This is a genomic window from Pectobacterium sp. CHL-2024 (assembly GCF_044751765.1).
Taxonomy (GTDB): Bacteria; Pseudomonadota; Gammaproteobacteria; order Enterobacterales; family Enterobacteriaceae; genus Pectobacterium; species Pectobacterium brasiliense.
In genome coordinates, this window is record NZ_JBIXKO010000001.1 from 1029194 (window position 1) to 1052454 (window position 23261).

At 49.8% G+C, this 23261-nt stretch carries 22 protein-coding genes and 2 tRNA genes; 12 read left to right on the forward strand and 12 right to left on the reverse strand.

The window, feature by feature from the left end; genetic code table 11:
* Positions 1 to 125: 125 nt before the first annotated feature.
* The gene (locus ACIPUG_RS04635; protein WP_400337478.1) at positions 126 to 1823 is read left to right on the forward strand and encodes an NAD-dependent malic enzyme; all 1698 of its coding nucleotides are present in this window, start codon (positions 126 to 128) and stop codon (positions 1821 to 1823) included.
* A 58-nt stretch (positions 1824 to 1881) separates the two neighbouring features.
* Here ACIPUG_RS04635 and gsiD read toward each other — a convergent pair whose 3' ends face one another.
* From gsiD to ACIPUG_RS04655, 4 genes are all read right to left on the reverse strand, one after another.
* Entirely contained in the window at positions 1882 to 2787 is a 906-nt protein-coding gene (gene gsiD / locus ACIPUG_RS04640) for a glutathione ABC transporter permease GsiD (RefSeq protein ID WP_400337480.1), read from the reverse strand.
* 9 nt (positions 2788 to 2796) lie between these two features.
* Positions 2797 to 3717 (reverse strand): glutathione ABC transporter permease GsiC, encoded by a 921-nt coding sequence (gene gsiC / locus ACIPUG_RS04645; protein WP_010280879.1) that lies wholly within the window; start codon positions 3715 to 3717, stop codon positions 2797 to 2799.
* A gap of 108 nt (positions 3718 to 3825) precedes the next feature.
* Positions 3826 to 5370: a glutathione ABC transporter substrate-binding protein GsiB gene (gene gsiB / locus ACIPUG_RS04650; protein WP_400337482.1), complete on the reverse strand. Its 1545-nt coding sequence runs from the start codon at positions 5368 to 5370 to the stop codon at positions 3826 to 3828.
* Positions 5371 to 5395: 25 nt separating this feature from the next.
* Positions 5396 to 7297: a dipeptide ABC transporter ATP-binding protein gene (locus ACIPUG_RS04655; RefSeq protein WP_400337484.1), complete on the reverse strand. Its 1902-nt coding sequence runs from the start codon at positions 7295 to 7297 to the stop codon at positions 5396 to 5398.
* A gap of 475 nt (positions 7298 to 7772) precedes the next feature.
* On the opposite strand from ACIPUG_RS04655, the gene moeA reads away from it, so the two are divergent.
* From moeA to ACIPUG_RS04670, 3 genes are all read left to right on the forward strand, one after another.
* Positions 7773 to 9008 (forward strand): molybdopterin molybdotransferase MoeA, encoded by a 1236-nt coding sequence (gene moeA, locus ACIPUG_RS04660; protein ID WP_400337486.1) that lies wholly within the window; start codon positions 7773 to 7775, stop codon positions 9006 to 9008.
* Between the two features lie 2 nt (positions 9009 to 9010).
* Positions 9011 to 9769 (forward strand): molybdopterin-synthase adenylyltransferase MoeB, encoded by a 759-nt coding sequence (moeB, locus tag ACIPUG_RS04665; RefSeq protein ID WP_400337488.1) that lies wholly within the window; start codon positions 9011 to 9013, stop codon positions 9767 to 9769.
* A gap of 100 nt (positions 9770 to 9869) precedes the next feature.
* Positions 9870 to 10469 carry a nitroreductase family protein gene (locus ACIPUG_RS04670; RefSeq protein ID WP_014914893.1) on the forward strand — a complete coding sequence of 200 codons (600 nt, stop codon included), beginning with the start codon at positions 9870 to 9872 and terminating at the stop codon, positions 10467 to 10469.
* Between the two features lie 76 nt (positions 10470 to 10545).
* Here ACIPUG_RS04670 and ACIPUG_RS04675 read toward each other — a convergent pair whose 3' ends face one another.
* Entirely contained in the window at positions 10546 to 11454 is a 909-nt protein-coding gene (locus tag ACIPUG_RS04675; protein WP_039272968.1) for a lipid kinase, read from the reverse strand.
* 283 nt (positions 11455 to 11737) lie between these two features.
* On the opposite strand from ACIPUG_RS04675, the gene ACIPUG_RS04680 reads away from it, so the two are divergent.
* Positions 11738 to 13213: a sensor domain-containing diguanylate cyclase gene (locus tag ACIPUG_RS04680; RefSeq protein WP_180774791.1), complete on the forward strand. Its 1476-nt coding sequence runs from the start codon at positions 11738 to 11740 to the stop codon at positions 13211 to 13213.
* A gap of 82 nt (positions 13214 to 13295) precedes the next feature.
* Here ACIPUG_RS04680 and ACIPUG_RS04685 read toward each other — a convergent pair whose 3' ends face one another.
* A complete protein-coding gene (locus tag ACIPUG_RS04685; protein ID WP_010280855.1) occupies positions 13296 to 13463 on the reverse strand; it encodes a YqaE/Pmp3 family membrane protein in 168 nt (55 codons plus the stop codon).
* Positions 13464 to 13904: 441 nt separating this feature from the next.
* On the opposite strand from ACIPUG_RS04685, the gene ACIPUG_RS04690 reads away from it, so the two are divergent.
* Positions 13905 to 14501, forward strand: a complete 597-nt coding sequence (locus tag ACIPUG_RS04690) for a YolA family protein (protein ID WP_400337490.1) — start codon at positions 13905 to 13907, stop codon at positions 14499 to 14501.
* A 54-nt stretch (positions 14502 to 14555) separates the two neighbouring features.
* On the opposite strand, the gene ACIPUG_RS04695 is transcribed toward ACIPUG_RS04690, so the two are convergent.
* Positions 14556 to 15035 carry a hypothetical protein gene (locus ACIPUG_RS04695; protein WP_205537164.1) on the reverse strand — a complete coding sequence of 160 codons (480 nt, stop codon included), beginning with the start codon at positions 15033 to 15035 and terminating at the stop codon, positions 14556 to 14558.
* A 242-nt stretch (positions 15036 to 15277) separates the two neighbouring features.
* Here ACIPUG_RS04695 and ACIPUG_RS04700 point away from each other — a divergent pair, with 242 nt between their 5' ends.
* Complete coding sequence (locus tag ACIPUG_RS04700; RefSeq protein WP_400337492.1) at positions 15278 to 15664, forward strand: lysozyme inhibitor LprI family protein; 387 nt, start codon at positions 15278 to 15280, stop codon at positions 15662 to 15664.
* 60 nt (positions 15665 to 15724) lie between these two features.
* Here the strand turns inward: ACIPUG_RS04700 and ACIPUG_RS04705 are convergent.
* A tRNA-OTHER gene (locus tag ACIPUG_RS04705) sits at positions 15725 to 15812 on the reverse strand.
* 92 nt (positions 15813 to 15904) lie between these two features.
* On the opposite strand from ACIPUG_RS04705, the gene mtfA reads away from it, so the two are divergent.
* The 4 genes from mtfA (at position 15905) to ACIPUG_RS04725 (ending at position 19222) form a co-directional block, all read left to right on the forward strand.
* A complete protein-coding gene (gene mtfA / locus ACIPUG_RS04710; protein ID WP_400337494.1) occupies positions 15905 to 16702 on the forward strand; it encodes a DgsA anti-repressor MtfA in 798 nt (265 codons plus the stop codon).
* 110 nt (positions 16703 to 16812) lie between these two features.
* Positions 16813 to 16888, forward strand: a tRNA-Asn gene (locus ACIPUG_RS04715).
* Positions 16889 to 17067: 179 nt separating this feature from the next.
* Positions 17068 to 18348, forward strand: coding sequence for a tyrosine-type recombinase/integrase (locus ACIPUG_RS04720; RefSeq protein WP_400337496.1), 1281 nt, complete (start codon positions 17068 to 17070; stop codon positions 18346 to 18348).
* A 238-nt stretch (positions 18349 to 18586) separates the two neighbouring features.
* Complete coding sequence (locus tag ACIPUG_RS04725) at positions 18587 to 19222, forward strand: hypothetical protein (RefSeq protein WP_400337498.1); 636 nt, start codon at positions 18587 to 18589, stop codon at positions 19220 to 19222.
* A 229-nt stretch (positions 19223 to 19451) separates the two neighbouring features.
* Here ACIPUG_RS04725 and ACIPUG_RS04730 read toward each other — a convergent pair whose 3' ends face one another.
* Complete coding sequence (locus ACIPUG_RS04730; RefSeq protein WP_400337500.1) at positions 19452 to 19838, reverse strand: hypothetical protein; 387 nt, start codon at positions 19836 to 19838, stop codon at positions 19452 to 19454.
* Between the two features lie 585 nt (positions 19839 to 20423).
* Here ACIPUG_RS04730 and ACIPUG_RS04735 point away from each other — a divergent pair.
* Complete coding sequence (locus ACIPUG_RS04735; protein WP_400337502.1) at positions 20424 to 20609, forward strand: hypothetical protein; 186 nt, start codon at positions 20424 to 20426, stop codon at positions 20607 to 20609.
* Positions 20610 to 20679: 70 nt separating this feature from the next.
* Here ACIPUG_RS04735 and ACIPUG_RS04740 read toward each other — a convergent pair whose 3' ends face one another.
* The 3 genes from ACIPUG_RS04740 to ACIPUG_RS04750 are packed head-to-tail and all read right to left on the reverse strand — an operon-like array spanning position 20680 to position 23226.
* The gene (locus ACIPUG_RS04740; RefSeq protein ID WP_400337504.1) at positions 20680 to 21147 is read right to left on the reverse strand and encodes a DUF6392 family protein; all 468 of its coding nucleotides are present in this window, start codon (positions 21145 to 21147) and stop codon (positions 20680 to 20682) included.
* A 34-nt stretch (positions 21148 to 21181) separates the two neighbouring features.
* Positions 21182 to 21508 (reverse strand): hypothetical protein, encoded by a 327-nt coding sequence (locus ACIPUG_RS04745; protein WP_051910635.1) that lies wholly within the window; start codon positions 21506 to 21508, stop codon positions 21182 to 21184.
* On the reverse strand, positions 21505 to 23226 hold the full coding sequence (locus ACIPUG_RS04750; RefSeq protein ID WP_400337507.1) for an S-type pyocin domain-containing protein: 1722 nt from the start codon (positions 23224 to 23226) through the stop codon (positions 21505 to 21507). The genes ACIPUG_RS04745 and ACIPUG_RS04750 overlap by 4 nt, the downstream gene beginning before the upstream one ends.
* Between the last annotated feature and the right edge of the window lie 35 nt (positions 23227 to 23261).

Genomic DNA, 23261 nt, shown 5'->3' on the forward strand with positions numbered 1-23261 from the left:
GATGCAAGCCATCTGTAACTATTTAAATTAACAATTCCTGTACATATTTTCTGGGTAATTTAAGATCCGCAACAGTTTTTATCGACAACACCTGAGTTTTTTCTGTTATCCGAGAGTAAAAAGTCATGGAATTAGAATACGAAAGCAAACGTCCTCTCCATATTCCCTACGCTGGCCCAATCTTGCTTGAATTTCCCCTGCTGAATAAAGGCAGCGCGTTTACCGAAGAAGAACGCGCTAACTTTAACCTGCATGGTCTGCTGCCTGAAGCCGTCGAAACTATCGAAGAACAGGCAGAACGCGCCTGGCGTCAGTATCAGGAATTCAAACACGATATTGAAAAACACGTGTACCTGCGCAACATTCAGGACACCAACGAGACGCTGTTCTACCGCCTGCTGGACGGTCACCTCAGTGAGATGATGCCGATCATCTACACCCCGACCGTTGGCGAAGCCTGTGAACACTTTTCCGATATCTATCGTCGCGCACGCGGCCTGTTTATCTCCTACCCTAACCGCGCGCATATCGACGATATGCTGCAAAACGCCACCAAGCAGAATGTAAAAGTCATCGTTGTAACCGACGGTGAGCGTATTCTAGGTCTGGGCGACCAGGGTATCGGCGGCATGGGGATTCCAATCGGTAAGCTGTCGCTGTACACCGCGTGTGGCGGTATCAGCCCGGCCTACACTCTGCCTGTCGTTCTGGATGTCGGCACCAACAACCCGCAGCGCCTGAACGATCCGCTGTACATGGGCTGGCGCCACCCGCGTATCACCGACGACGAATACTATGAATTTGTTGACGAATTCATTCAGGCCGTTAAACGCCGCTGGCCGAACGTGTTGTTGCAGTTTGAAGACTTCGCACAGAAAAATGCGACACCGCTGCTGAACCGCTATCGTGATGAGATCTGTAGCTTTAACGATGACATTCAGGGCACCGCCGCCGTTGCAATTGGCAGCCTGATTGCCGCCAGCCGTGCAGCAGGCACTCAGCTACGCGATCAGACCGTGACCTTCCTGGGTGCGGGCTCCGCAGGCTGTGGTATCGCTGAGCAAATCGTCGCGCAGATGAAGTCTGAAGGGCTGAGCGAAGAAGAAGCACGCGCACGCGTCTTCATGGTTGACCGCTTCGGTCTGCTGACGGATAAGCTGCCGAACCTGCTCGATTTCCAGAGCAAGCTGGTGCAGAAAAGTGAACTGCTGGCTGACTGGAATTGCAACAGCGACGCGATTTCACTGCTGGAAGTAGTACGCAATGCCAAGCCGACCATCCTGATCGGTGTATCCGGCCAGCCGGGTCTGTTCACGGAAGAAATCATCCGTGAAATGCACAAGCACTGCGCGCGTCCTATCGTGATGCCGCTGTCTAACCCGACATCCCGCGTGGAAGCCCGTCCAGAAGATATCATTCGCTGGACAGAAGGCGCAGCGCTGGTCGCAACCGGCAGCCCGTTCGCTCCGGTTAACTATCAGGGCAAAGTTTTCCCTATCGCCCAGTGCAACAACTCCTACATTTTCCCAGGTATCGGGTTAGGTGTACTGGCGTCGGGTGCCAAACGTATCACTGACGGCATGTTGATGGCCGCGAGCCGTGCGCTGGCTGACTGCTCGCCGCTGGCAAATAACGGTGAAGGCGCGCTGCTGCCGGATCTGTCCGATATCCAGCAGGTGTCCAAGCGTATTGCACTGGAAGTCGGTAAAGCCGCACAGCTGCAGGGCGCAGCCGTCGTGACCTCTTCGGATGCGTTGCAGAAAGCGATTGAGCACAACTTCTGGCAACCGCAGTACCGCAGCTACAAACGTACCTCGTTCTAACGGTCTGACTGCTAAAAAGCGCGGCACTTGCCGCGCTTTTTTTATCACTACTATTTATTCAGCTTTTCAATTTCGGGTCGAGCGCATCGCGCAAACCGTCACCCAGTAAATTAAACGCCAGAACCGTCAGAAAGATCGCCAGACTAGGGAAGATCGCGACATGCGGGGCAATCACCATATCCGACCGCGCTTCGTTCAGCATCGCTCCCCACTCCGGCATCGGCGGCTGTGCGCCCAGTCCTAAAAATGACAGGCTGGCTGCCGTGATGATCGACATCCCAATGCGCATCGTGAAAAACACCACGATGGAAGACACCGAACCGGGCAGAATATGCCGAAAGAGGATCGTCCGGTCGCTGGCACCGATGCTGCGGGCCGATTCGATGTAGGTAAGCTGCTTTAGCACCAGCGTATTGCCGCGCACCAGACGGGCGAAAGCCGGAATGCTGAAAATCGCGACGGCGACAATCACATTCGCCATCCCACTGCCCATAATCGCCACAACGGCAATCGCCAACAAAATACCGGGGAAGGCAAACAGCACATCGCAGAGGCGCATGATGATTCTGTCCGCCCATCCTTCATAGTAGCCCGCCACCAGACCGAGTGTCGTGCCGATAATCATCCCGACCAGCACCGAGAAAATGCCCGCCGCCAGCGAGATACGCGTCCCCATCAGGATCCGACTGAAAATATCACGTCCTAATGAATCCACCCCCAGCCAGTGTGCCGCCGACGGGCCTTCATTCAGGCGCTCATAATCGAAATAGTTCTCGGCGTCATAAGGCATCAGGTACGGTGCCAGAAACGCGATCGCAACCAGCAGTAGCACAAACACGCCAGCGGTGACCGCGACATGCTGCCGAAGAAAGCGCCGCCAGAATTCACGCCACGGCGTACGAACCGATTTATCCCTAATGACAGGGAGCGTCGCCAGCATAGCGTTACGTCGCCAGTGTCTCATTCCCTTTCCTTATTTATAACGAATGGCTGGGTTAATCGCGGCATACAGCATATCCACCAGCAGATTGATCAGAATAAACTCCAGCGAGAACAGCAATACCTCTGCCTGAATCACCGGATAGTCGCGCATCTCCACCGCATCCACCAGCAGCCGCCCTAGCCCCGGCCAGTTGAAGACCTTCTCGACGACGATTGAACCGCCGAGCAAGAAACCAAATTGCAGCCCCATCATCGTAACCACCGGAATCAGCGCATTGCGCAGCCCGTGTTTCACCACCACCAGCGATTCGCGCACGCCCTTTGCCCGCGCCGTACGCATATAATCTTCTTGCAAGACATCAACAAACGATGCGCGGGTAAACCGCGCCATCACCGCCGCCACCGCTGCACCCAGCGTCAGAGAGGGCAAAATGTAGTGCAACCAGGTGTCTGCCCCCACCGTCGGCAGCCATCCCAGTTCAACAGAAAAGACCTGCATTAACAGCATGCCGAGCGCAAACGCAGGGAAAGAGAGACCGGAGACCGCCAGCGTCATCCCGATTCTATCCGGCCAGCCGTTGCGCCACACGGCGGACACGATACCGATCGCCATGCCAAAAATTACGGCCCACACCATGCTGCACACCGTCAGCCAAAACGTCGGCATAAAGCGCATGGCAATCTCTTCGGTAACCGGTCGTTTCGAGACTATCGATGTGCCAAAGTCCCCTTGCAGGATATTGGTAAAGAAGTGCCAGAACTGGTGCGGCAGCGGTTTATCCAACCCCAAATCCTGCCGGACCATCTCAATAACGGCAGCATCCGCTTCCCGCCCGGCAGCTAAACGCGCCGGATCGCCGGGTAACAGATGAACGAACAGGAACACCAGCACCATCACAATCAGGAGCGTGGGAATCAGTCCCAGTAGTCGTTTAATAAAATAATTCAGCATGAACAGTTTTCCACAGACATGCGTCGGACTCCCTATAAGTGAACGAGTGTTGACCACTGCGGGCAGCCTCACGGCCGCCCGACTCCCTGGTCATTCTTTTGCAGCGGATTACTCCGCTAAATCGGCATCCTCAAAACTGAATAAGGTATCCGGCATCACGTAGAACCCGGTCAGTTTTTTGCTGTTCGCCGACACCAGGCGCTCTGTCGCCAGGAAAATCCACGGCGCATCTGCCCAGATTTTGTCCTGTGCATCTTTGTACAGCTTCTGCTTTTCCGTCCGATCCGTCGTTTTCAGCGCATTCGCCAGATCCGCATCGACTTGCGGATTGCTGTAAAACGCCGTGTTGAACTGCGCGGGTGGCCAGGAAGCCGTGGCAAACAGCGGCGACAGCGCCCAGTCAGCTTCGCCCGTCGAGGCCGACCAGCCGGTGTAGAACAGGCGAACGCCCGTTTCCTTCACGCTCTTGCCTTCCACTTCCGCCGCCCGCTGTCCTGCATCCATCGCAGTCACCTGCACTTTCACGCCAACCTGTGCCAGCTGTTGCTGCGTGAACTGCAAGACTTTCTGCGCCGTACTGTGGTTATGCGATGACCAGAGCGTAGTGGTGAAGCCATCCGGGTAACCCGCTTCTTTCAGCAGCTCGCGCGCTTTGGCCGGATCGTAAGGCCACGGGTGATATTTTACTGAATAATCAATGCTGCTCGGCAGTGGCCCTTCGGCTGGTGTCGCATAGCCGGAGAACGCCACTTTAATCAGCGCCTCTTTGTTGATCGCGTAGTTCAACGCCTCGCGCACTTTCGGGTTATCGAACGGCTTCTGCGTGACATTCATACTGATGTAGCGGTGCAGAATCGACGGCGACGCCACCAGTGCCAGCTTGTCATTTTTCTCCAGCACTTTGGCCTGCTCGAACGGTATCGGATAAGCAAACTGCGCTTCACCGGTTTGCAGCAGCGCCGCACGCGTATTGTTATCCACCACCGGACGCCAGGTAATGCTGTCCAGCTTCGGCAGCCCGGCCTTCCAGTAGCCGTTGAATTTCTCGACTTTGACAAAATCGGTCTGATTCCAGGCCACAAAACGGTACGGGCCGGTGCCGACCGGATGGAAACCAATGTCCTTGCCGTACTGCTTTAACGCTGCCGGCGAGATCATCACCGCCGCCGGATGCGCCAGATTGTTAACGAACGCTGAGAACGGCGTCTTCAGTGTAATTTTCACCGTCAGATCGTCAACCGCCTCGGTGTTGTCGATCATCTTGAACAGGTTATATCGCTTCAGGCGATTGTCGGGGTTACTGGCGCGATCCAGATTCACTTTCACGGCGGCGGCGTTGAACGCCGTTCCATCGTGAAATTTGACACCCGGATGGAGCTTGACGGTATACGTCAGACCATCGGGGCTCACGTCATAGCTGTCCGCCAAGACGTTCACCAGCTTCATCTCTTTATCGAAGCCAAAGAGCCCCTGATAGAAGGACTTCGCCACCGTCTGCGACAGCGAATCGTTGGCATCATACGGGTCCAGGCTGGTAAACGTGGAACCCACGGCGATAACCGCATCTTTGGCTGCCCAAACGGGTGAAGCTGCCATAGCAGCGGTTACGCCCGCGGCCACTAACCAGCGTCGCTTTATCGTCATTACGCTCATGCTACGTTCTCCTTGTGAATCCCTGTCAATACGCGCCGGCTATCGGATGGTGCGCAACAAAGTGCCGCTCACCGACCTGAACCAAAGGCGCCGTGATCGGCTCGTCGCCAAGCGCCCGAATCGGGCTGGGTATTTCATCAACCAGCAGCACCTGCTCACGCTGACGGCGTGAAGGATCGGCAACCGGTACTGCCGACATCAGCTTGCGGGTATAAGGGTGTCGAGGGCGCTCGAATACATCTTGCCGCGAGCCAATCTCGACAATTTGTCCCATGTACATCACCGCTACGCGATGGCTAATACGCTCAACCACCGCCATATCATGTGAAATAAACAAAAACGCGATGCCGAATTCACGTTGCAGTTCCAGCATCAGGTTGATGATTTGTGCCTGAATCGACACGTCCAGCGCGGATACCGCTTCATCCGCAATCACGACTTTAGGGTTCAGCGCCAGCGCTCTGGCGATGCAAACACGCTGGCGCTGGCCACCGGAAAATTCATGCGGATAGCGGCGGGCGTGCTCTGGCTCCAGCCCTACGCGCGACAACAGCCACTCAACGCGCTTTTCCGCTTCCTGCCGACGGCAAATGTTGTGCACCAGTAATGGTTCCATAATCGAGAAACCGACCGTCAGACGGGGATCCAGCGACGCATACGGATCCTGAAAAATCAGCTGAATATCACGCCGCAGGTGCTGTAACGCAGCCCCTTTCAGCTGGTGGATTCGCTGACCATTAAAGGTAATTTCGCCCTTCTGGCTTTCAACTAGCTGGAGCAACGCACGGCTGGTGGTGGATTTTCCGCATCCCGATTCGCCGACCAGCGAAAGCGTTTCCCCCGGCCAGAGATCGAAGCTGACGTTTTCCACCGCATGCACTTGTCGGGTCACGCGGTTCAATAAACCACTGCGAATGGGAAAACGCGTCACCAGATTGCTAACTTGTAAGATCGGTTCTGACTGCGCGGGAACGGTATCCTGCGGTACGTTGTCCGCAATACGCCCCGAGTGTTGATCCAGCAGCGGAAATTTTTCCGGGAACGGTTGGCCGCGCATAGATCCTAGCGCCGGAACCGCCGCCAACAGCCCCTGAGTATACGGATGCTGCGGTGCAGTAAAGATCTGCCCAACGCTCCCCGCTTCGACGCTTTCCCCACGGTGCATAACCAGTACACGCTCGGCCATTTCCGCCACCACGCCCATGTCATGGGTGATGAAAATCACGGCCATTTCCATTTCACGCTGTAACACACGAATAAGCTGCAGAATTTGCGCCTGAATGGTGACATCCAGCGCGGTCGTCGGTTCATCGGCAATCAGCAGCGACGGCTTGCAGGAGAGCGCCATCGCAATCATCACCCGCTGGCGCATACCGCCAGACAGCTGGTGAGGATAGCGATCCAGCACGTTGCGCGCTTCCGGTATTCTGACCAGATCCAGCATGCGCAAGGTTTCTGCTCGCGCGGCGCGTCTGTCCATCCCCTGATGTAAACGAATCGACTCGGCAATCTGTTCGCCGACGGGAAAAACCGGATTCAGCGACGTCATCGGCTCCTGGAAAATCATCGCCAGATCCGCCCCACGCAATGCGCGCATCGCACGCTGACGGGCACCGCGGATATCCAGCACCTGCCCATCGCGACGGCGAAATAGCATATCGCCCTGATGAATCACGCCGCCCGCATGTTCAACCAGCCGCATCAGCGCCAGCGACGTTACCGACTTACCCGATCCCGATTCTCCGACGATAGCCAGCGTCTCGCCCCGATCGACAGAGAACGTCAAATTACGCACCGCATCTGTCCGCTGTCCCTGCTGCTCAAAATAGACGCTCAGGTTGCGCACCTCCACCACCCGTTTTTCAGGCAAAATCAGCCCCGGAACCGGGGAAGACAGCGAGGCATAATGATCCTGTGTGGGCGACATGAACGGCGAATCTCCATATAAATGCGGCTGGAATCAGCGCAACGCGGTCAGGGACAAATTATCAGCGATTTTCGACTATATTTAGCGCAAGGTATGATGTAAAGCGGAAACTGAAATCGGCACGGTGAAAAATTTCTTTTTATAACATTAAGTTAATTGTCATAAAGACACGCCATCAGGGACAATATGTCCTGCAAATCCGCCCACTTTTGCCCGAAATGGTTCGACTTGTGGGAAAAAAGTGACGCTTTCGCCCCCCGTCTCTGTCGTTTGATGCCTGACGAGTCATGCGCCAAAAACCTATTCCTTGACCTGCGTACATTCACCCACGTTACGAACTCTGACATAATTAATACTGGCATAGGAAACGAGTTTTCGCCCATGAATGACGCGTTGCCGGAACACGATTCTTACTGATGAAATAAATCATATTAATGAAATCAGTCGTATTGATGAAACACACTGTGGAGTGAAGATGGAAAGCGTTAACGCAGGTTTACTGACTCTTGAACAAGCTCTGGAAAACATGTTTTCTCAGGTCCCTTCCCTCACCGAGACAGAGCGCGTATCCCTGTTCGACGCCGCAGGACGGATTACCGCCCATGCCATCGCCTCCCCGATTAACGTCCCACCTTTCGCTAATTCCGCGATGGATGGCTATGCCGTACGCTGCGCCGATTTGTCCGCTTCAGCAACGCTGCCGCTGGCCGGCAAAGCCTTTGCGGGTGCGCCCTTCACCGGCGAATGGCCTGCTGGAACCTGCATTCGCATTATGACCGGCGCGCCGATTCCCGCAGGAGCCGATGCCGTCATCATGCAGGAACAGGCTGACGTCAGCGAGGACGGCATCCGCTTTCCACATGAGGTAAAACCCGGCCAGAATATTCGTCTAGCGGGAGAAGACATTCAGGCAAGTGCCAGCGTGCTGCCTGCGGGCTGCAAGCTTGGCGTGGCGGAGCTGCCGCTGTTGGCCTCACTGGGGATTGCACAGATTGGCGTGGTGCGCCGTCTGAAAGTCGCGGTGTTTTCAACCGGTGATGAGCTGCAACCCGTCGGCGAACCGCTGGCAGACGGCCAGATTTATGACACCAACCGTTTCGCCGTCCGTTTGATGCTGGAGCAGCTCGGTTGCGAGGTTCACGATCTGGGGATTATCCGCGACGATCCGGTAGCGCTACGTACCGCGTTCCATGAGGCTGACCAGCTTGCCGATCTGGTGATTAGCAGCGGCGGCGTTTCCGTTGGCGAAGCGGATTACACCAAACAAATGCTGGATGAACTGGGCGATATCCACTTCTGGAAGCTGGCGATCAAACCCGGTAAGCCCTTCGCTTTTGGCAAGCTGCAACATGCCTGGTTCTGCGGCCTGCCGGGGAATCCGGTTTCTGCTGCGCTGACGTTCTATCAACTGGTTCAGCCACTGCTGGCTCGCCTGTCTGGCTATATGCAATGGCGCTTACCGCCACGGGTTCGCGTCAAAACCACCAGCGCACTGAAAAAGACGCCGGGGCGCACCGATTTCCAGCGCGGTGTTTTCAGTCGCAACGCGCAGGGCGAGCTGGAAGTCAGAACCACCGGGCATCAGGGGTCACACGTTTTCAGTTCGTTCAGCCTCGGTAACTGCTTCATCGTACTGGAACAAGATCGCGGTCACGTCGCCGCTGGCGAGTGGGTTGAAATCGAGCCCTTCAACGCGCTGCTGGGGCACTGAGCATGTTGCCGGAGCTGAGTGATGAAGAGATGCTGCGCTACAACCGACAGATTGTGCTGCGCGGCTTTGATTTCGACGGACAGGAAAAGCTGAAGGCATCACGCCTGCTGATTGTCGGACTGGGTGGGCTAGGCTGTGCCGCCGCGCAGTATCTGGCCGCGGCGGGCGTCGGCCATTTAACACTGCTGGATTTTGACACCGTTTCTCTGTCTAACCTGCAACGTCAGGTTCTGCACCGTGATGATCGTATCGGCATGGCGAAGGTCGAATCTGCGCGTCTGACGTTATCCGATATGAATCCCCACCTTTCACTCGATACGGTTGATGGCGATCTCGATGACGAGGCGTTGAGCGAACTGGTCAGCAAACACGATGCCGTGCTGGACTGTACCGACAACGTTGCTATTCGCAACCGCCTAAACCGCATTGGCTTTCAGCTCAGGAAGCCGCTGATCTCCGGGGCGGCAATTCGGATGGAAGGCCAAATCAGCGTCTTTACCTATCAGCCCGAGGAACCTTGCTATCATTGTCTCAGCCGTCTGTTCGGTGCCAATGCGCTGACCTGCGTCGAGGCAGGCGTGATGTCGCCGCTGGTGGGCACCATCGGCAGTTTGCAGGCGATGGAAGCCATTAAGCTGCTAACCGGTTACGGCAGGCTAGCGACAGGTCGACTGCTGATGTTCGATGCGATGACGCTGCAATTTCGCGAAATGAGGCTGCCGAAAAACCCGCACTGCGACGTCTGCGGCGAAGCGGACTGACAAAGGAAAGATTGGCATCCGGCACGATAAGCCATTGAATACGGCGAAAATCAGTGACACATTATCAAGGCGAATCATTACGTAAACTGAGGAACACACCATGAGTAATGCTTTTTTGCAGTCAATCAAGGCCCGTCGTTCAATCTATGCCATCGGCAATAAGTTACCGATATCAGAAGATCAGGTTACCGCCCTCATTACCGAAGCCGTTAATGAAAGCCCCTCCTCTTTTAATTCACAAAGCTCACGCGTTGTGATTCTGTTCGGCGAGCAGCATCACAAACTGTGGGATATTGTTAAGCAGCAGCTGAAGAAAATTGTACCGGCAGACGCTTTTGCCCCGACAGAAAATAAACTGGCTTCCTTTGCCGCTGGCGCAGGTACCGTCCTGTTTTTTGAAGACACCGCCGTGATTGAAGCGCTACAGGAAAAATTCGCGCTTTATGCCGATAACTTCCCGGTCTGGTCTGAACATTCAACCGGTATTGCTCAGTTTGCCGTGTGGTCTACGCTGGCGCAGGAAAAAATTGGCGCTTCGCTCCAGCACTACAATCCGCTGATTGACGATGATGTTAAATCACAGTGGAATCTGCCAGCCAGTTGGAAACTGCGTGCTCAAATGCCATTTGGCTCAGTCGAGCAACCAGCCGGTGAGAAAACCTATATTTCCTTTGAAGAGCGTTTCCGCGTATTTAAATAATCCGCTGAATCAGCCTTTACCAATAAACAGGGACACCGCATGGTGTCCTTGTTTGTTTTCGCCCCTATTTACGGCATCAACGCGGTGGCGCAAAAACCTGAATCGCCTTTTCTCTGATCCCGAATACCGCTGGTGTTTTGCCAATCAGCTCGCCGTCGGCATTGATATCGTGCGGCTTCGAGGTATTCAACGTCAGCTGTCTGGCGGAAAAGGCGCGGACTTTGCGCCAGCGACCGTGCGTTCCCTTGCGGATAAAGGGGATCAGTGCCACCATTTCCCACCAGTGAGACACTTCCAGGCTATACACATCCAGCCGGCCATCATCGGGCGCGGCACTGTCCGCTACCGCCATGCCACCGCCGTAGAAACGCCCGTTTCCCACCGACACCTGCACGGTTCTCACCCGCTCTTTGATGCCATCGTGCTCAATCTCGACGCGGAAAGGACGACTTTGCTTCAAAAGCTTGAAGGCCGCCAGCGCATAGCCCAATGTGCCCCAACGCTTCTTGGATTTCGCCGACAGCCCGCGCGCCAATGCCGCAGAAAACCCAATGCTGGAGACGTTAAAAAACAGATGCCCGTTGACCTCACCCAAATCAACGGCGCGCCGCTGCCCGCTAGCGATAACCTGCACGGCCTGCCGAATCTCTCGGGGGATTCCCACCGTACGGGCAAAGTCATTCGCTGTCCCTAAGGGCAGCACGCCCAGCGGCAAGCCAGTATCCACCAGACCTGGCGCGGCTGAATTTAGCGTGCCATCGCCACCGCCGATAATGACAAAGTCCACCCGATCCGCATACGCACGTATAATATCGCTGCATGAACCCGTCTCTTTTTCATCCGGTTCGACGATATTGATCTGGCTTTGTTGCAATAATTCTTTCACATAGCGTGCTGAGGAATCGCCATTCCGCGCATGTTTATTAATAAATAAAAGCGCTGTTGGGCCTGACTCCTTCGCTGCTGAATAATGGCTCATGGTCATCCACCCAACATCATTGATTGATTAAATCTAACCATAGGGATAATCAAACCGACAAGGGAGCTTTAACAAGCCCACAATAAAATACAAAACATTACGTTCCGGCAGCCTGCTGCTAATACTTCCGCACCGAAACCACTATACTGAATCCAACAAGCCAGCAAACTCTTTAGCCAGTTGTGCTATGGCGTCATTCCAGTAAAATGTCGCACCACTATTTTTAGGCGAAAACAGAGACTTATTACTTATTCACCTATCTCATGAATGATTCTCTGGGGAAACTATGTTGCAGACCGGATTCATTAATAACTCACGTTGGTTAGACAAAACGCGCGCAATCGTAATACTTGGATCCATGCTGCTTGCCGCCTTTCTGGTTATCAGTTGGACCAGCTATGAAGTGGCTAAAGAATCACTGGAAGAAGAAATCGAAGAAAATACCCTGCCGCTCACCAGTGATAACGTCTATTCGGAAATCCAGCAGGATTTGTTAAAACCTATCTTTATTTCATCCCTAATGGCGCACGATACGTTTTTACGTGACTGGGTACTGAAAAATGAAAGCGATCCGCAGGCCCTATTCCGCTACCTGAAAGAGATCGATCGCCGCTTCAACACCGTATTTTCTTTTTTCATTTCTGATAAAACCGGGCTCTATTACGATCAGCAGCGCATCCTGAAAACCGTCTCGGAATCGTCCCCCGACGATCAATGGTATTTCCAGCACAAGGCGCTATCGGATGACATGCCTTACGTTGTCGATCTGCGCGTCGATCCTGAAAACCGCACGCGTCTGGATATTTTCATCAACCACAAAGTGATGGATTATGAAGACAACTTTATTGGCATTACCGGCGTGGGCATACCCGTTGAGCGTGTTAAGCACCTGATTGAAAAATACGAACAGCGCTATAACCGGACAATCTATTTCATTGATAAAGAAGGCAACATTACGCTACATGGAGAAAGCTACGCGCGCTCGCTAAAAATTCAAGAACAGGAGGGACTGAACCGGATCGCGACCGCGATTTTAACTTCCCCCGGCGGTGCCTATGAATATCAGTCAAACGGAGAACATATTTTCCTCAACACCCGTTTAATCCCTGAATTCGGCTGGTATTTGATGGTTGAGCAAACCAGTCACCCCAGTGAAAAACGACTGTTCACCACATTGCTAAAAAATCTGGGCATCAGCACGTTTGTCAGCATCCTTTTTCTGTTTCTGCTGTGGTTGACGATTGGCGGATATCAACGCCGTCTGGAACAGATGGCGACGACCGATAAATTAACGGGCCTCATGAACCGTCAGGCATTTGATTATTTATTCCGTCGTCTCGGGACGAAAAATGCCTTACAGCATAAATCGCTCTCCATTATTTTGATTGATATTGACCACTTTAAGAAAATTAATGACAAGTACGGCCACAACGTCGGAGATCTGGTTTTAAAAGAGGTTTCCGCCATCCTATCGGCCAATACCCGCTCCAGCGATCAATCTTGTCGTTGGGGAGGAGAAGAGTTCGTCATTTTGCTCGACGATTGCGATCTCAACGCTGCACAACAGCGCGCTGAGGCCCTGCGTCAGAGTATTGAAACCACGCATCTTCCCTACCGTGAAGGAATAATTCAGGTAACAGCCAGCTGCGGCGTCGCTGAATATCGGGCGGGAGAAACACTGAGTATGCTGATTAACCGCGCCGATATCGCGCTCTATCAGGCAAAACAGCAAGGGCGTAATCAGGTGGTCGGTGCCGCGCAATAGCGCGCCATCAATAAAAAGGCAACGGGGAGCATTATGTCTCCCCGTTATTTCATCTTAAATCGTCAAACAGGCTTTTCAGCCACTAAATACCATCATCTTTTGTCTGCACCCAAAACGCATGCACCAACCCAGGAAAATAACCTAACAGCGTCAGAATAATATTCAGAATAAATGCCCCACCGATGCCTTTCCCCAGTAACACGCCCAACGGTGGCAAGAGAATAGTCAGTACAATACGCCAAAATCCCATATCAACCTCCGTAACGTGATGATTCCTTATGAAAGTAGTTCAGCACATAGGATTTGTCAGTACGGGACGAGATGATTGAGAGTAATCTTTGCTGGGAAAATGAAAGCCTGTGTTTCAGTGCCCCAGGACCACACCACCATCCATCAGGACATGTCACATGGCGAGTACTCGTCTCTGCGCCCTATTGATCAAATGACCGAAGGCGTTATGCCACGTACTACTCTCCTCATTATTAATTCAATTAACTATTCATAATAATAAGAAAAACCGTCAAAAAATATTATTTGAAATACATAGCAGAGGAAAAATAATTCTCTCAATAATTAAATACGCTCTGAATTTATATTTCCCGAGCGCCTTGAAAACCAGATTTAATTTTCTACACTTAATCGCGATGCAAGGACTTGCATCTAAAAACAGCGATTAACATTGGAGATTGTTATGAAAAAGAAATTCGCATTCCCTTTATTATTGTCACTGACTACGATTTTCAGCGCGTATGCTTATTCAGAAACATCCAGTCTTAATGATAAAGAAGGCCCGCCAGTTAAATTCGCCGAAACAGCCTTCGCCCAACTGGATGGAAGCAACAGCGTATTATCTGCTTCTGAAACGGGAGAGGCACCTGCACAAAACGGTGCGCTGCGGGCACCTGCGCCACCGCTGAGTCGGCTTGCTATCTATGCTGTCGGTTCATCAAACTGCAATTGGGAATATATGACCACGGTTGGCCAATTTTCAACAACGTGCGATCACGGAGGGTCACAACTTCGCGTTGCCGTACAGGAAATTGGTTATGGTGGTAATGCCATTGCCTGGATGAACTCAGGCCAATTAGCAAATTCTAAGAATTACCAGAATGATTCTATTTGTTTGGTAGGGACATCCTACGTTTTTCCTTGCCCCGTCGGTGGCACGGTTGTTGGCTGGATGAAATATTACAACCTTGACGGTTCGCAGAATGGTATATTTAAATTCCAGGACACATCAATAAACGCGCCTTGGAATACCCTATACACTCAGATCAGCATTAAATAATATCCTTTCAGTCCCATCGATAAATAAAGGCCAATTCACACTTGGCCTTTTTTATTACGCGAACATATTAACCTTTACGGCTTTATCCTGAAAACGAAGCAACGCATCAGCAGCGCGTTGCAGGCCTTCTGCGCTCGACTTTTCATTACGCGATAACGCCCCATCAATCCCTTCCTGAATTTTGGAGAACACGTTCATAGGCTGGTGCGATGAAGTGGGTGCGGTGCCATCGTAAACGACTTTAGACAACGCGGTAGGAGCCATGAAACCCAACAATGATGACGATTCGTCGAGATCCATCTGTCCACTTTGGATCAGGCTGTTTACGGTTTCGGTTAACGCTTGTGGCGTCATATTCGTGAAATCGTATTTCTTAACCTGAGTAGCGGAGGTAGAAGCGTTATTTGCACTCACCTCCTGCGTTTTCCCAGCTAAAACAGCAGCAAATGAGGCTTGATTACCAGCCTGAGCCGTTGAGTTAGCGATCGAAGCGCGATGCGCAAAAAGGCCATTCTCTCCAGTCTCAATTTTCATATTCTTCCCTCTCAGTCGTTATGAATATGCAATGCATCCAAGCAAACGATATGTCAGCGCTTTCAGTATAGGATTCTCGATGAAAATGTCCCTATTTGATTGGAGGAATAGCGCCGTAAACTTCAACTTGCTCAAATGTTCAGCAACATAAAAGCGCCCTCCTCGCTCAGCTTATGTGTACCTGGACGCATGGCAGGTATAATAAATACTCATACCTAGTGCCTACTTACAGAGGATCAATAATGAAAAAGCGAGCCATTGCTCTTTTTGCGCTACTGCCCATCACTCAAGCCGCCGCCACAGATTGTGGCAACGCCAACACGCAGCTGGAAATGAGCCAGTGTGCGACTAATGAATATAAAAAAGTGGATGGCGAGCTTAATCGGCTGTATCAGGACGTCGTCAAACGCCTGGTGATTGAAGAACACAAGGCGTTGCTCAAGTCAGCACAGAGAAAATGGATCGCGTACCGCGACGCTGACTGTGAGTTTCAGACCTTCCCGACAACCGGAGGATCGGTGCATGGCATGGTGTATTCCCAGTGCCTGACGCAGAAAACCGCCGAGCGCGTAGAAGAATTCAAAAGCATGCTACGTTGTGAAGAAGGGGATTTAAGCTGTCCGCTTTAAGCCACTACCAAGTGTGGAAAGCGTCACAGACTCAATGCGAGGTAAGTGTTTGAATAGCGGTGGAGAGACGGGGGGATTTGAACCCCCGGTAGCATTGCCCTACTCCCGTTTTCGGGACGGGTTCGGTCAGTCGCTCCAGCATCTCTCCGTTAGCAGTTGCCATGATGCCTACTTTTACGGCATGTTAACAGCACCCGCCCTCGCCTTTAAATTCAAGTGACGACTGAACGAGCAATAACAATGATTAAATGGCCGTGGAAAAACACTCAACCTCAGGTGCAGACGCTTGAACACTGGCACGCTGCGATTTCCATCCCGCTTCTCGCTCCGTTGAGCGATGAAGAGCGCCAGCAGTTGGTCGCCCTTGCCGACCAGTTTCTGAAGCAAAAGCGCCTGATTCCGTTGCAGGAGCTGGTGTTGACGGACATCATGCAGCAACGCATCGCCCTGCTGTTTTCCCTGCCGGTGCTGTCGCTGGGACTGGATGCGTTGGATGGCTTCCATGAAGTTCTGATTTACCCCGGCCCGTTTATTGTTGAGGAAGAGTGGCAGGATGACATCGGGCTCGTGCACAAGGGGAAAATAGTGCAATCCGGCCAAAGCTGGGATCAGGGGCCGATTGTCCTCAACTGGCAGGAAGTGCAGGATTCCTTCGACCTCTCCGGGTTCAACCTCATCATTCATGAAGTCGCGCACAAGCTGGACATCCGTAGCAGCGGTGAAGCGACGGGCGTCCCCCTTATCCCTCTGCGCGAGATTGCTGCGTGGGAACAGCATCTGCACGGCGCGATGGATGCCATGCAGGAAGAAATCGATCTGGTGGGCGAAGATGCCGCCAGCATGGATCCCTACGCCGTACACGATCCAGCAGAGTGCTTTGCGGTGCTGTCGGAATACTTCTTCAGCGCTCCCGAACTTCTCGAAACACGTTTCCCCGAGCTGTACCGCTGCTTCCAAAAGTTCTATCAGCAGGATCCGCTCACCCGTCTAAAAAACTGGCAAAGCAGCACCCATTACCGTGCGCCATCCATTTACTAACTCATAAAAAAACAGCGAATTGTACACAGCCTAAACAGTCAGACGATAAAGCTGATTTTGCCGTTGACAGTACCGCGGGTGGCGGATATCATGCGCCCCGTTCACACGATTCCTCTGTAGTTCAGTCGGTAGAACGGCGGACTGTTAATCCGTATGTCACTGGTTCGAGTCCAGTCAGAGGAGCCATTTTAGAGAAAGCAGACGTTCACTGACGTCTGCTTTTTTGCTTTTTATCAATTGGTTATCCCCTTCTTCAGGTTCTCCCTCGTTCACCAAAAAACACTCGAAGCCATACCCTTTTGCTGGTAAAAATACTGGTAAAGCTGGTTCGATTTCGTTTTTACCAGCAATCGGAGGGAACCGTCATGTCACTTACTGATACTAAAGTAAAAAATGCCAAGCCGTCAGAAAAGGTGGTTAAGCTCACTGACGGGTTCGGCCTCTACCTGCTGGTACATCCCAACGGTTCAAAATACTGGCAGTTAGGCTATCGCTTCGAAGGGAAACAGAAAGTGTTCTCCATCGGCGTCTACCCTGCCGTATCTCTGGCTGATGCCAGACAACGACGAGATGAAGCAAAAAAGCTGTTGGCGGCTGGCATTGATCCGAGCGCCAAAAAACAGGCTGACAACAAAATCGTTCAAGAACGACGTAACAACACCCGCGCTTTCAAAACCGTTGCCAAAAGCTGGTTTGCCACCAAAACCACATGGTCGGAAGATTATCAGCGTTCGGTATGGACCCGGCTGGAAACTTACCTGTTCCCTGATATTGGTGAAAAAGATATTGCTGAACTGGATACAGGCGATCTGCTGGTTCCCATCAAAAAGATAGAGAAGCTGGGTTATCTGGAAATCGCTATGCGGGTGAAACAGTATGCCACTGCCATTATGCGTTATGCCGTCCAGCAAAAGATGATCCGTTTCAATCCGGCCTATGATTTGGAAGGCGCGGTTCAGAAGCCGCAAACGGAACACCGTCCCGCGATCGAACTGGAAGAGATACCTACCCTATTGGAACGTATTGAAGCCTATAAAGGCCGTAGCAGGCTGACCCAATTAGCGATAAAACTCAATCTGCTAATTTTTGTGCGTTCCAGCGAACTCCGCTTTGCCCGATGGTCAGAGATCGATTTCAAAAGCGCTTTGTGGGTTATCCCTGAACAGCGTGAAGCCATTGAAGGGATCAAGCATTCAGGCCGTGGTGCCAAAATGCGCAGGAAACATTATGTTCCTCTATGCGATCAAGCACTGGCAATTTTAGAAGAGCTTAAAGACCTCACCTATGACGTTAACGGTGATGACGGCTTTATCCTGACTGGCTGTTATGATGCGATGAAGCCGATGAGTGAAAACACCATCAACAAGGCACTGCGCAAAATGGGCTATGACACCAAAACCGATCTGTGTGGTCATGGTTTCCGAACGCTGGCGTGTAGTGCCTTAATTGAATCAGGGATCTGGCCTGAAGATGTGGTTGAACTTCAAATGAGCCACATGGAAAAGAACAACGTTCGTGCTGCCTACACCCACAAGGCCAAACACCTTGAACAACGCCGCCTGATGCTGCAATGGTGGGCTGATTTTCTGGATGCTAACAGCAACGGGATGATTAGGCCGTTTGAGTTTGCGCAAGAGATAGATTGAGCAAAGGCCAAGGATGGCCCATGAAAAATTAGCAGTTTATAACCAACCAATCTGGCATTTTCATCATGACAGGAGTAGGCTAGTTTTTAGTGGGATCTAATGATCACCTGCTATGTCAGCGTAGAAACTCCCAAAAAATATTAAACTCTTGAGTTGTAGAAATGCTAAATAAAAGCTGGTTAAATTAAGAGCGTCGTTGACTAGATAGAAATTTGAATAACTCGCGGATTACCTGCATATGTTTTTATGGCTTATCTTCAACGATATCAAAATTACCTGTTGGGATAGAAACACTTCAGGATTGCTTGATATAAGTAATACGCAAAAGACATCTATTTTACAAGCATTACACCTTAAATTATCATTTCAGAAAAAAGAGCTACTTATGACAGATGCAGAAAAGAATAAAAAATTCGCTGGGACTATCGATATGGACATATCAAAAATAACTACGCCAGAAGAAATGCTTGAGCTTGCTGCTAACGAAAAGCTCAAGTTAGCTCAGCTAAAAACGTTGATTGAGATACACCCCGGAATTGTTCAGGCTTCCATTGAAGCAATGCAATCACTCGCAAAAGTGAGTGAAACTGCAGGAAATAGCCAGATAGAATCAGTAAAAACGATAAAAGAGTCTATTTCCGGTACAGTGGATGTTTTGAAAATCCTTGCGCAAACTGCACAATCTGATAGCACCCGTGAAAAAATTGCCGAATTACTAATAGAACTTGCAAAACAACACAAGGAACTCTGCCTGATAACGGAGAGAATCAATAAAAATAATAATAAGCTTTGGAAGAAAATTGTGATAACAATTGGAGGAGCAGCTATGTTAGTTATTGGCGGAGTTGCAACTGCAGTTACGCTTAAAAAATAACAAATATTAATTACCCAATAATAACATGCAGCATGAGGCTAAATCATGGATGAGAGATATATAATTGCTCCGCATAAAACCAATTTATCATATAAATTCGATGGTAATGAAAAGGCTACTATTGAATTGGAAATGCACCTGATTTTCGATACAGTTAACTAACAAGTGATTACTATTTGCAACTCATTGGAAGAAGCACAGATAAAGATTGAAGAACTAAAAAGAAAAGTTAGTTCAAGACTTCGTATGTAATAAAAGGTATCTCGTTATATATCCTATGATGCTCTTTAATCTCAGGAGCATCAAAATAAGCATACATATTGCTACCATCAGGAAATACATACCAACAGCAACCATTGGATTTATGTCCCCATTGCGCACGAATAAATCCTTTTCTAATATTGACACCTTTAGGCCAATCAGTGATTTTCTCTATCAAAAAAGAGTTATCGTCTTTCGTTGCTAACGAAAATAAAGAAAACTCATCAACATCAACGATAAAAGGCATCTTTACATATCTCTGATAAACCCTTCCATCTTCATGTAAAAAGAATAGTTCTTTACCACACCAAGAGATTTTATTTTGATCATATTTAGCTGAATCTAATTCCTTCACATTATCAGGCCAGTTTTTTTATACGTTAATTAATATTTTCATTTAAAAGCTTATGTTATTTATAGATATAGTCAGATATAACAAGGTGAGTTATATTGTCAATGAGTCATAATGAATTTTATTTGAAATAAATAATTTCACTGAAAGGCGATGCTAAATATCCCCCCTTCAACTTAACACAGAACCGTTTAAGCTCTGCTGAACCAATTACTTAAACCAACACCCCAGACTTATCCCATCATTCGCAACCGACCACATCCAACTGTTCACGCAGTTCTGAAGCTATACGGGTCTGAAAGGCTGGATGCTTGCACGGTATGGATTTTATATCGCATTAACTAATTGAATTGACTAGTAACAGCCCTAGTCTTAAATTGCAGCCTATATGATTCGCGCCTGTATACAAGGCTACCTATGAACTAATTTCGCCCCTGAAAGGTACTGCAATACCAGACAGGGGCTAACCTCAACGTTAGAAGGATAACGCTATGGCTGTCTGTCAGTTTACCTATTCCCTTCCTGAAAATCTGCATCTGGCTACTGCTTTTTTTGCCACATATCAATATCCAGCAGCGGGGGCTTATCATGTTCGATAACACACCACTGGAACTGGAAGAAATCATCGATCAGTGTCGGGCATTAATTTACACCGTTGTTGAACTGGATGAACCCAAGGCAAAAGAGATTTTGATCTTTGTTTTGTGGGAACGGATTGATCTGTTATTTCGTACTTTTCATACGCCAGAAGTGATTCCAGTAGAACAGCTTTAATTGTGTGGTAAGTTGAGCAGCACACAGGTCGTTGTGCTGCTATTTCGAGATCGTAATTTAATTTGTGTAATTACCACTTCATTTCTTCTGTTGGCATAACTGTTATTGATTCAACAGTATTTTTCTCGGTATAAACTATCTGCATTGCTAAAGGTATATGAAAACCATCTAACTTATACTTTTCTTTCATTCCAAACTGAAGACCTCCAATAACCTTGGAAGGGATGGTTTTCTCTGGAATGCCGAATTTTTCATGCATCCAGTCGATGCTCATTTCCTTCTTAAAAGGAAGAGGAAGCTCATTTGGGAATTGCCGTATTGGCCTGTCTTCATCAAAGAGTGTAAGTGTTACACAAAACAGTTCTCTCGATGAACGATGAAAATATAAGTAAACAGATTCTTTGACCATATCTAAATCTAATACAGGATCGCCTGAATCCCCTTTAGGCCTAGTTTTATAAGGGATCAATCCTTCATCAAAGATATCTTGGTAGGTTTTGCCTATTCGATTAAATAATGCTTCAACATTCACAGTCATTTTTACAATCTTTTTCAGGATTAAAAATCATACTTTAGCCATCTAATTTATTTATTAATTCTTTTATCTTGTTCCTTAAAAAATCTTTATCCCAATGTACACTCTCCTCATATAACGGGCTATCCCAATTTCCATTTTTTATTATGCATATTTTAAAGTTCCCATCATCTTCAAATGCAGGATACCAGCCTATATCTAGGATATTCCCATTCGAGCATGATAACATCAATAAATCCTCATCTAATTTATTAATTTCCTCTGAAACTGCTTTATTGAAATCAATACCAGATAATTCATCAAAAACACTATCCAGATGATTAATCATGTATACATCGCCCAAAATAACTATTTCACTTTTCATTTCATTAACCTTCTTGCTTCTTGTTCGCCAATGGGGTGAGAATGAATCGTTCCTTGTGACTCCTTTGTCACAACCCATGAAGTTTCTTTTCCTTTATATGCCCCTTTCACTTCGTCAAAATGCATAATCTTCCAGTTTTGTCCGTTTGAAGTCGACATACCATTTTCCCAAACCTCATGATCTATAGAGGGAATATCTACATTAGGCTTAAATTTAGCTGGCCCACTTTTTGTGGTTTTAATCACTTCACCCCAAGATAATCCCTTCGGCGGATAATGCTTGTATCCGTGTGTATAAGATATCTTACTTTCTGATAAATAAATATAAATCGGTGGAAACGCATTCTCAGGGAACACCAGAATGTAATCCCGAAAATCCTTCTCGTCCGGCATTGGTGTCGCAAGAATGCTGACATCATCCATCTCTGGAATTTCAAATCCCGGCACTGCTGACGGAATAACAGGCTGTTCACCGTGCGCCGTGTCTGTAGGTAATTCCATACCCGGATTATCCGGTGTCCATAAAATTGTTGGTCCTGTTGCGCCTTCTTCCCAGAACTCGTAACGGTTATTGGGGAAATCATGTTTCAGTAATCTGACGCGCACCTGATCGCGACCACTTTCCATACTGGTGTGGTAGCCAACCGCCTTCAACCTGCCTGTTTCCTCATCTTCTCCCCACTGATAACGAACACGGCTGGGAACTGAACCCTGCTTCTTCGCTACCTCCAGTAGCTTTTCCTGTATCAGCAAATCGTCTTTTTCACCTTTCAGATGTTGCTGAATCAATGCTCCCATTAACAGAAAACTTTGCGCCATCTGCAACTGGCCTTGCCAGATTGATGGACCAGAAAGACGTTTCACCTGATGTGTCAGTGCTTTCGCTGCATCCTGATTGGCCTGCGCCACAGCACCACCCGCAGCAGCGGTCGCCCCCGCCTGTGCTGCCGTCCCTGCCATCACCAGTTGTTGAGGTGGTGGCAACATTGCCGCATCCGCTTTACCCACTAACAAGTCAAATATCGTTTTATACCACGGCTCCATCGGGGGTATCTGAGGCTTGTTAATCGCACCGGGCGGGGTCTTGGGTAACGGTTCGTTTTTTCCGGCAAATGACTGAGGGGGAGAAACAGCAGAAGACGTATTTTTCTTTTTCGCTGCCTGCGCATACTGCTTTACCTCAACTGATTTTTCTTGCGAGGGATTAGCCTGCTCAACAGGTTCAGCGACATAAAAACTCATCTCCCCGATGTTGCCCTGTGGCTCTTCTTCTTTGCCCGCATCGGTACAACCCGCGCCACGTAAACAGGATTTGGCAAAAACAGGCTCAACTGCCAGCATTGGTGTTAACGCCAGCAATGGCGCACGGGTTAATGCTGCCTGTTTAGCACAGTCCTGAACGGGAGAACGATGAGGGGTATCACCAATAATGACGTTGCCACTGCCGGAGACAATGACACCACCGCAATTGATACCATCCCCAATACGCGCAGCATTTTTACCGTTAATAATGACGGTGGATGAACCTTCGGCAATTTTTCGGGAATGAACACCATGGGGTGCATTGGGACAGGGACAACCGTGAAGCAGAACAGCATCACCTTGTCGGGCAGCAGGCTGACCATTAATAATTACATCAGAACTGCCTTCGATTATCGGGGTTTCAGGGAAACAGTCATGACCACTTCCAGTGTCGTTGAGACGAGCAGCACCCGGCATTGTCATTTTCCTTTGACAGTAAAACATTCCTTTTG

Coding starts and splice junctions, on each gene's coding strand:
- ACIPUG_RS04635 (WP_400337478.1), top strand. CDS start 126: ATGGAATTAGAATACGAAAGCAAACGTCCTCTCCATATTCCCTACGCT.
- gsiD (WP_400337480.1), bottom strand. CDS start 2,787: ATGAGACACTGGCGACGTAACGCTATGCTGGCGACGCTCCCTGTCATT.
- gsiC (WP_010280879.1), bottom strand. CDS start 3,717: ATGCTGAATTATTTTATTAAACGACTACTGGGACTGATTCCCACGCTC.
- gsiB (WP_400337482.1), bottom strand. CDS start 5,370: ATGAGCGTAATGACGATAAAGCGACGCTGGTTAGTGGCCGCGGGCGTA.
- ACIPUG_RS04655 (WP_400337484.1), bottom strand. CDS start 7,297: ATGTCGCCCACACAGGATCATTATGCCTCGCTGTCTTCCCCGGTTCCG.
- moeA (WP_400337486.1), top strand. CDS start 7,773: ATGGAAAGCGTTAACGCAGGTTTACTGACTCTTGAACAAGCTCTGGAA.
- moeB (WP_400337488.1), top strand. CDS start 9,011: ATGTTGCCGGAGCTGAGTGATGAAGAGATGCTGCGCTACAACCGACAG.
- ACIPUG_RS04670 (WP_014914893.1), top strand. CDS start 9,870: ATGAGTAATGCTTTTTTGCAGTCAATCAAGGCCCGTCGTTCAATCTAT.
- ACIPUG_RS04675 (WP_039272968.1), bottom strand. CDS start 11,454: ATGACCATGAGCCATTATTCAGCAGCGAAGGAGTCAGGCCCAACAGCG.
- ACIPUG_RS04685 (WP_010280855.1), bottom strand. CDS start 13,463: ATGGGATTTTGGCGTATTGTACTGACTATTCTCTTGCCACCGTTGGGC.
- ACIPUG_RS04690 (WP_400337490.1), top strand. CDS start 13,905: ATGAAAAAGAAATTCGCATTCCCTTTATTATTGTCACTGACTACGATT.
- ACIPUG_RS04695 (WP_205537164.1), bottom strand. CDS start 15,035: ATGAAAATTGAGACTGGAGAGAATGGCCTTTTTGCGCATCGCGCTTCG.
- ACIPUG_RS04700 (WP_400337492.1), top strand. CDS start 15,278: ATGAAAAAGCGAGCCATTGCTCTTTTTGCGCTACTGCCCATCACTCAA.
- mtfA (WP_400337494.1), top strand. CDS start 15,905: ATGATTAAATGGCCGTGGAAAAACACTCAACCTCAGGTGCAGACGCTT.
- ACIPUG_RS04720 (WP_400337496.1), top strand. CDS start 17,068: ATGTCACTTACTGATACTAAAGTAAAAAATGCCAAGCCGTCAGAAAAG.
- ACIPUG_RS04725 (WP_400337498.1), top strand. CDS start 18,587: ATGTTTTTATGGCTTATCTTCAACGATATCAAAATTACCTGTTGGGAT.
- ACIPUG_RS04735 (WP_400337502.1), top strand. CDS start 20,424: ATGTTCGATAACACACCACTGGAACTGGAAGAAATCATCGATCAGTGT.
- ACIPUG_RS04740 (WP_400337504.1), bottom strand. CDS start 21,147: ATGACTGTGAATGTTGAAGCATTATTTAATCGAATAGGCAAAACCTAC.
- ACIPUG_RS04745 (WP_051910635.1), bottom strand. CDS start 21,508: ATGAAAAGTGAAATAGTTATTTTGGGCGATGTATACATGATTAATCAT.
- ACIPUG_RS04750 (WP_400337507.1), bottom strand. CDS start 23,226: ATGCCGGGTGCTGCTCGTCTCAACGACACTGGAAGTGGTCATGACTGT.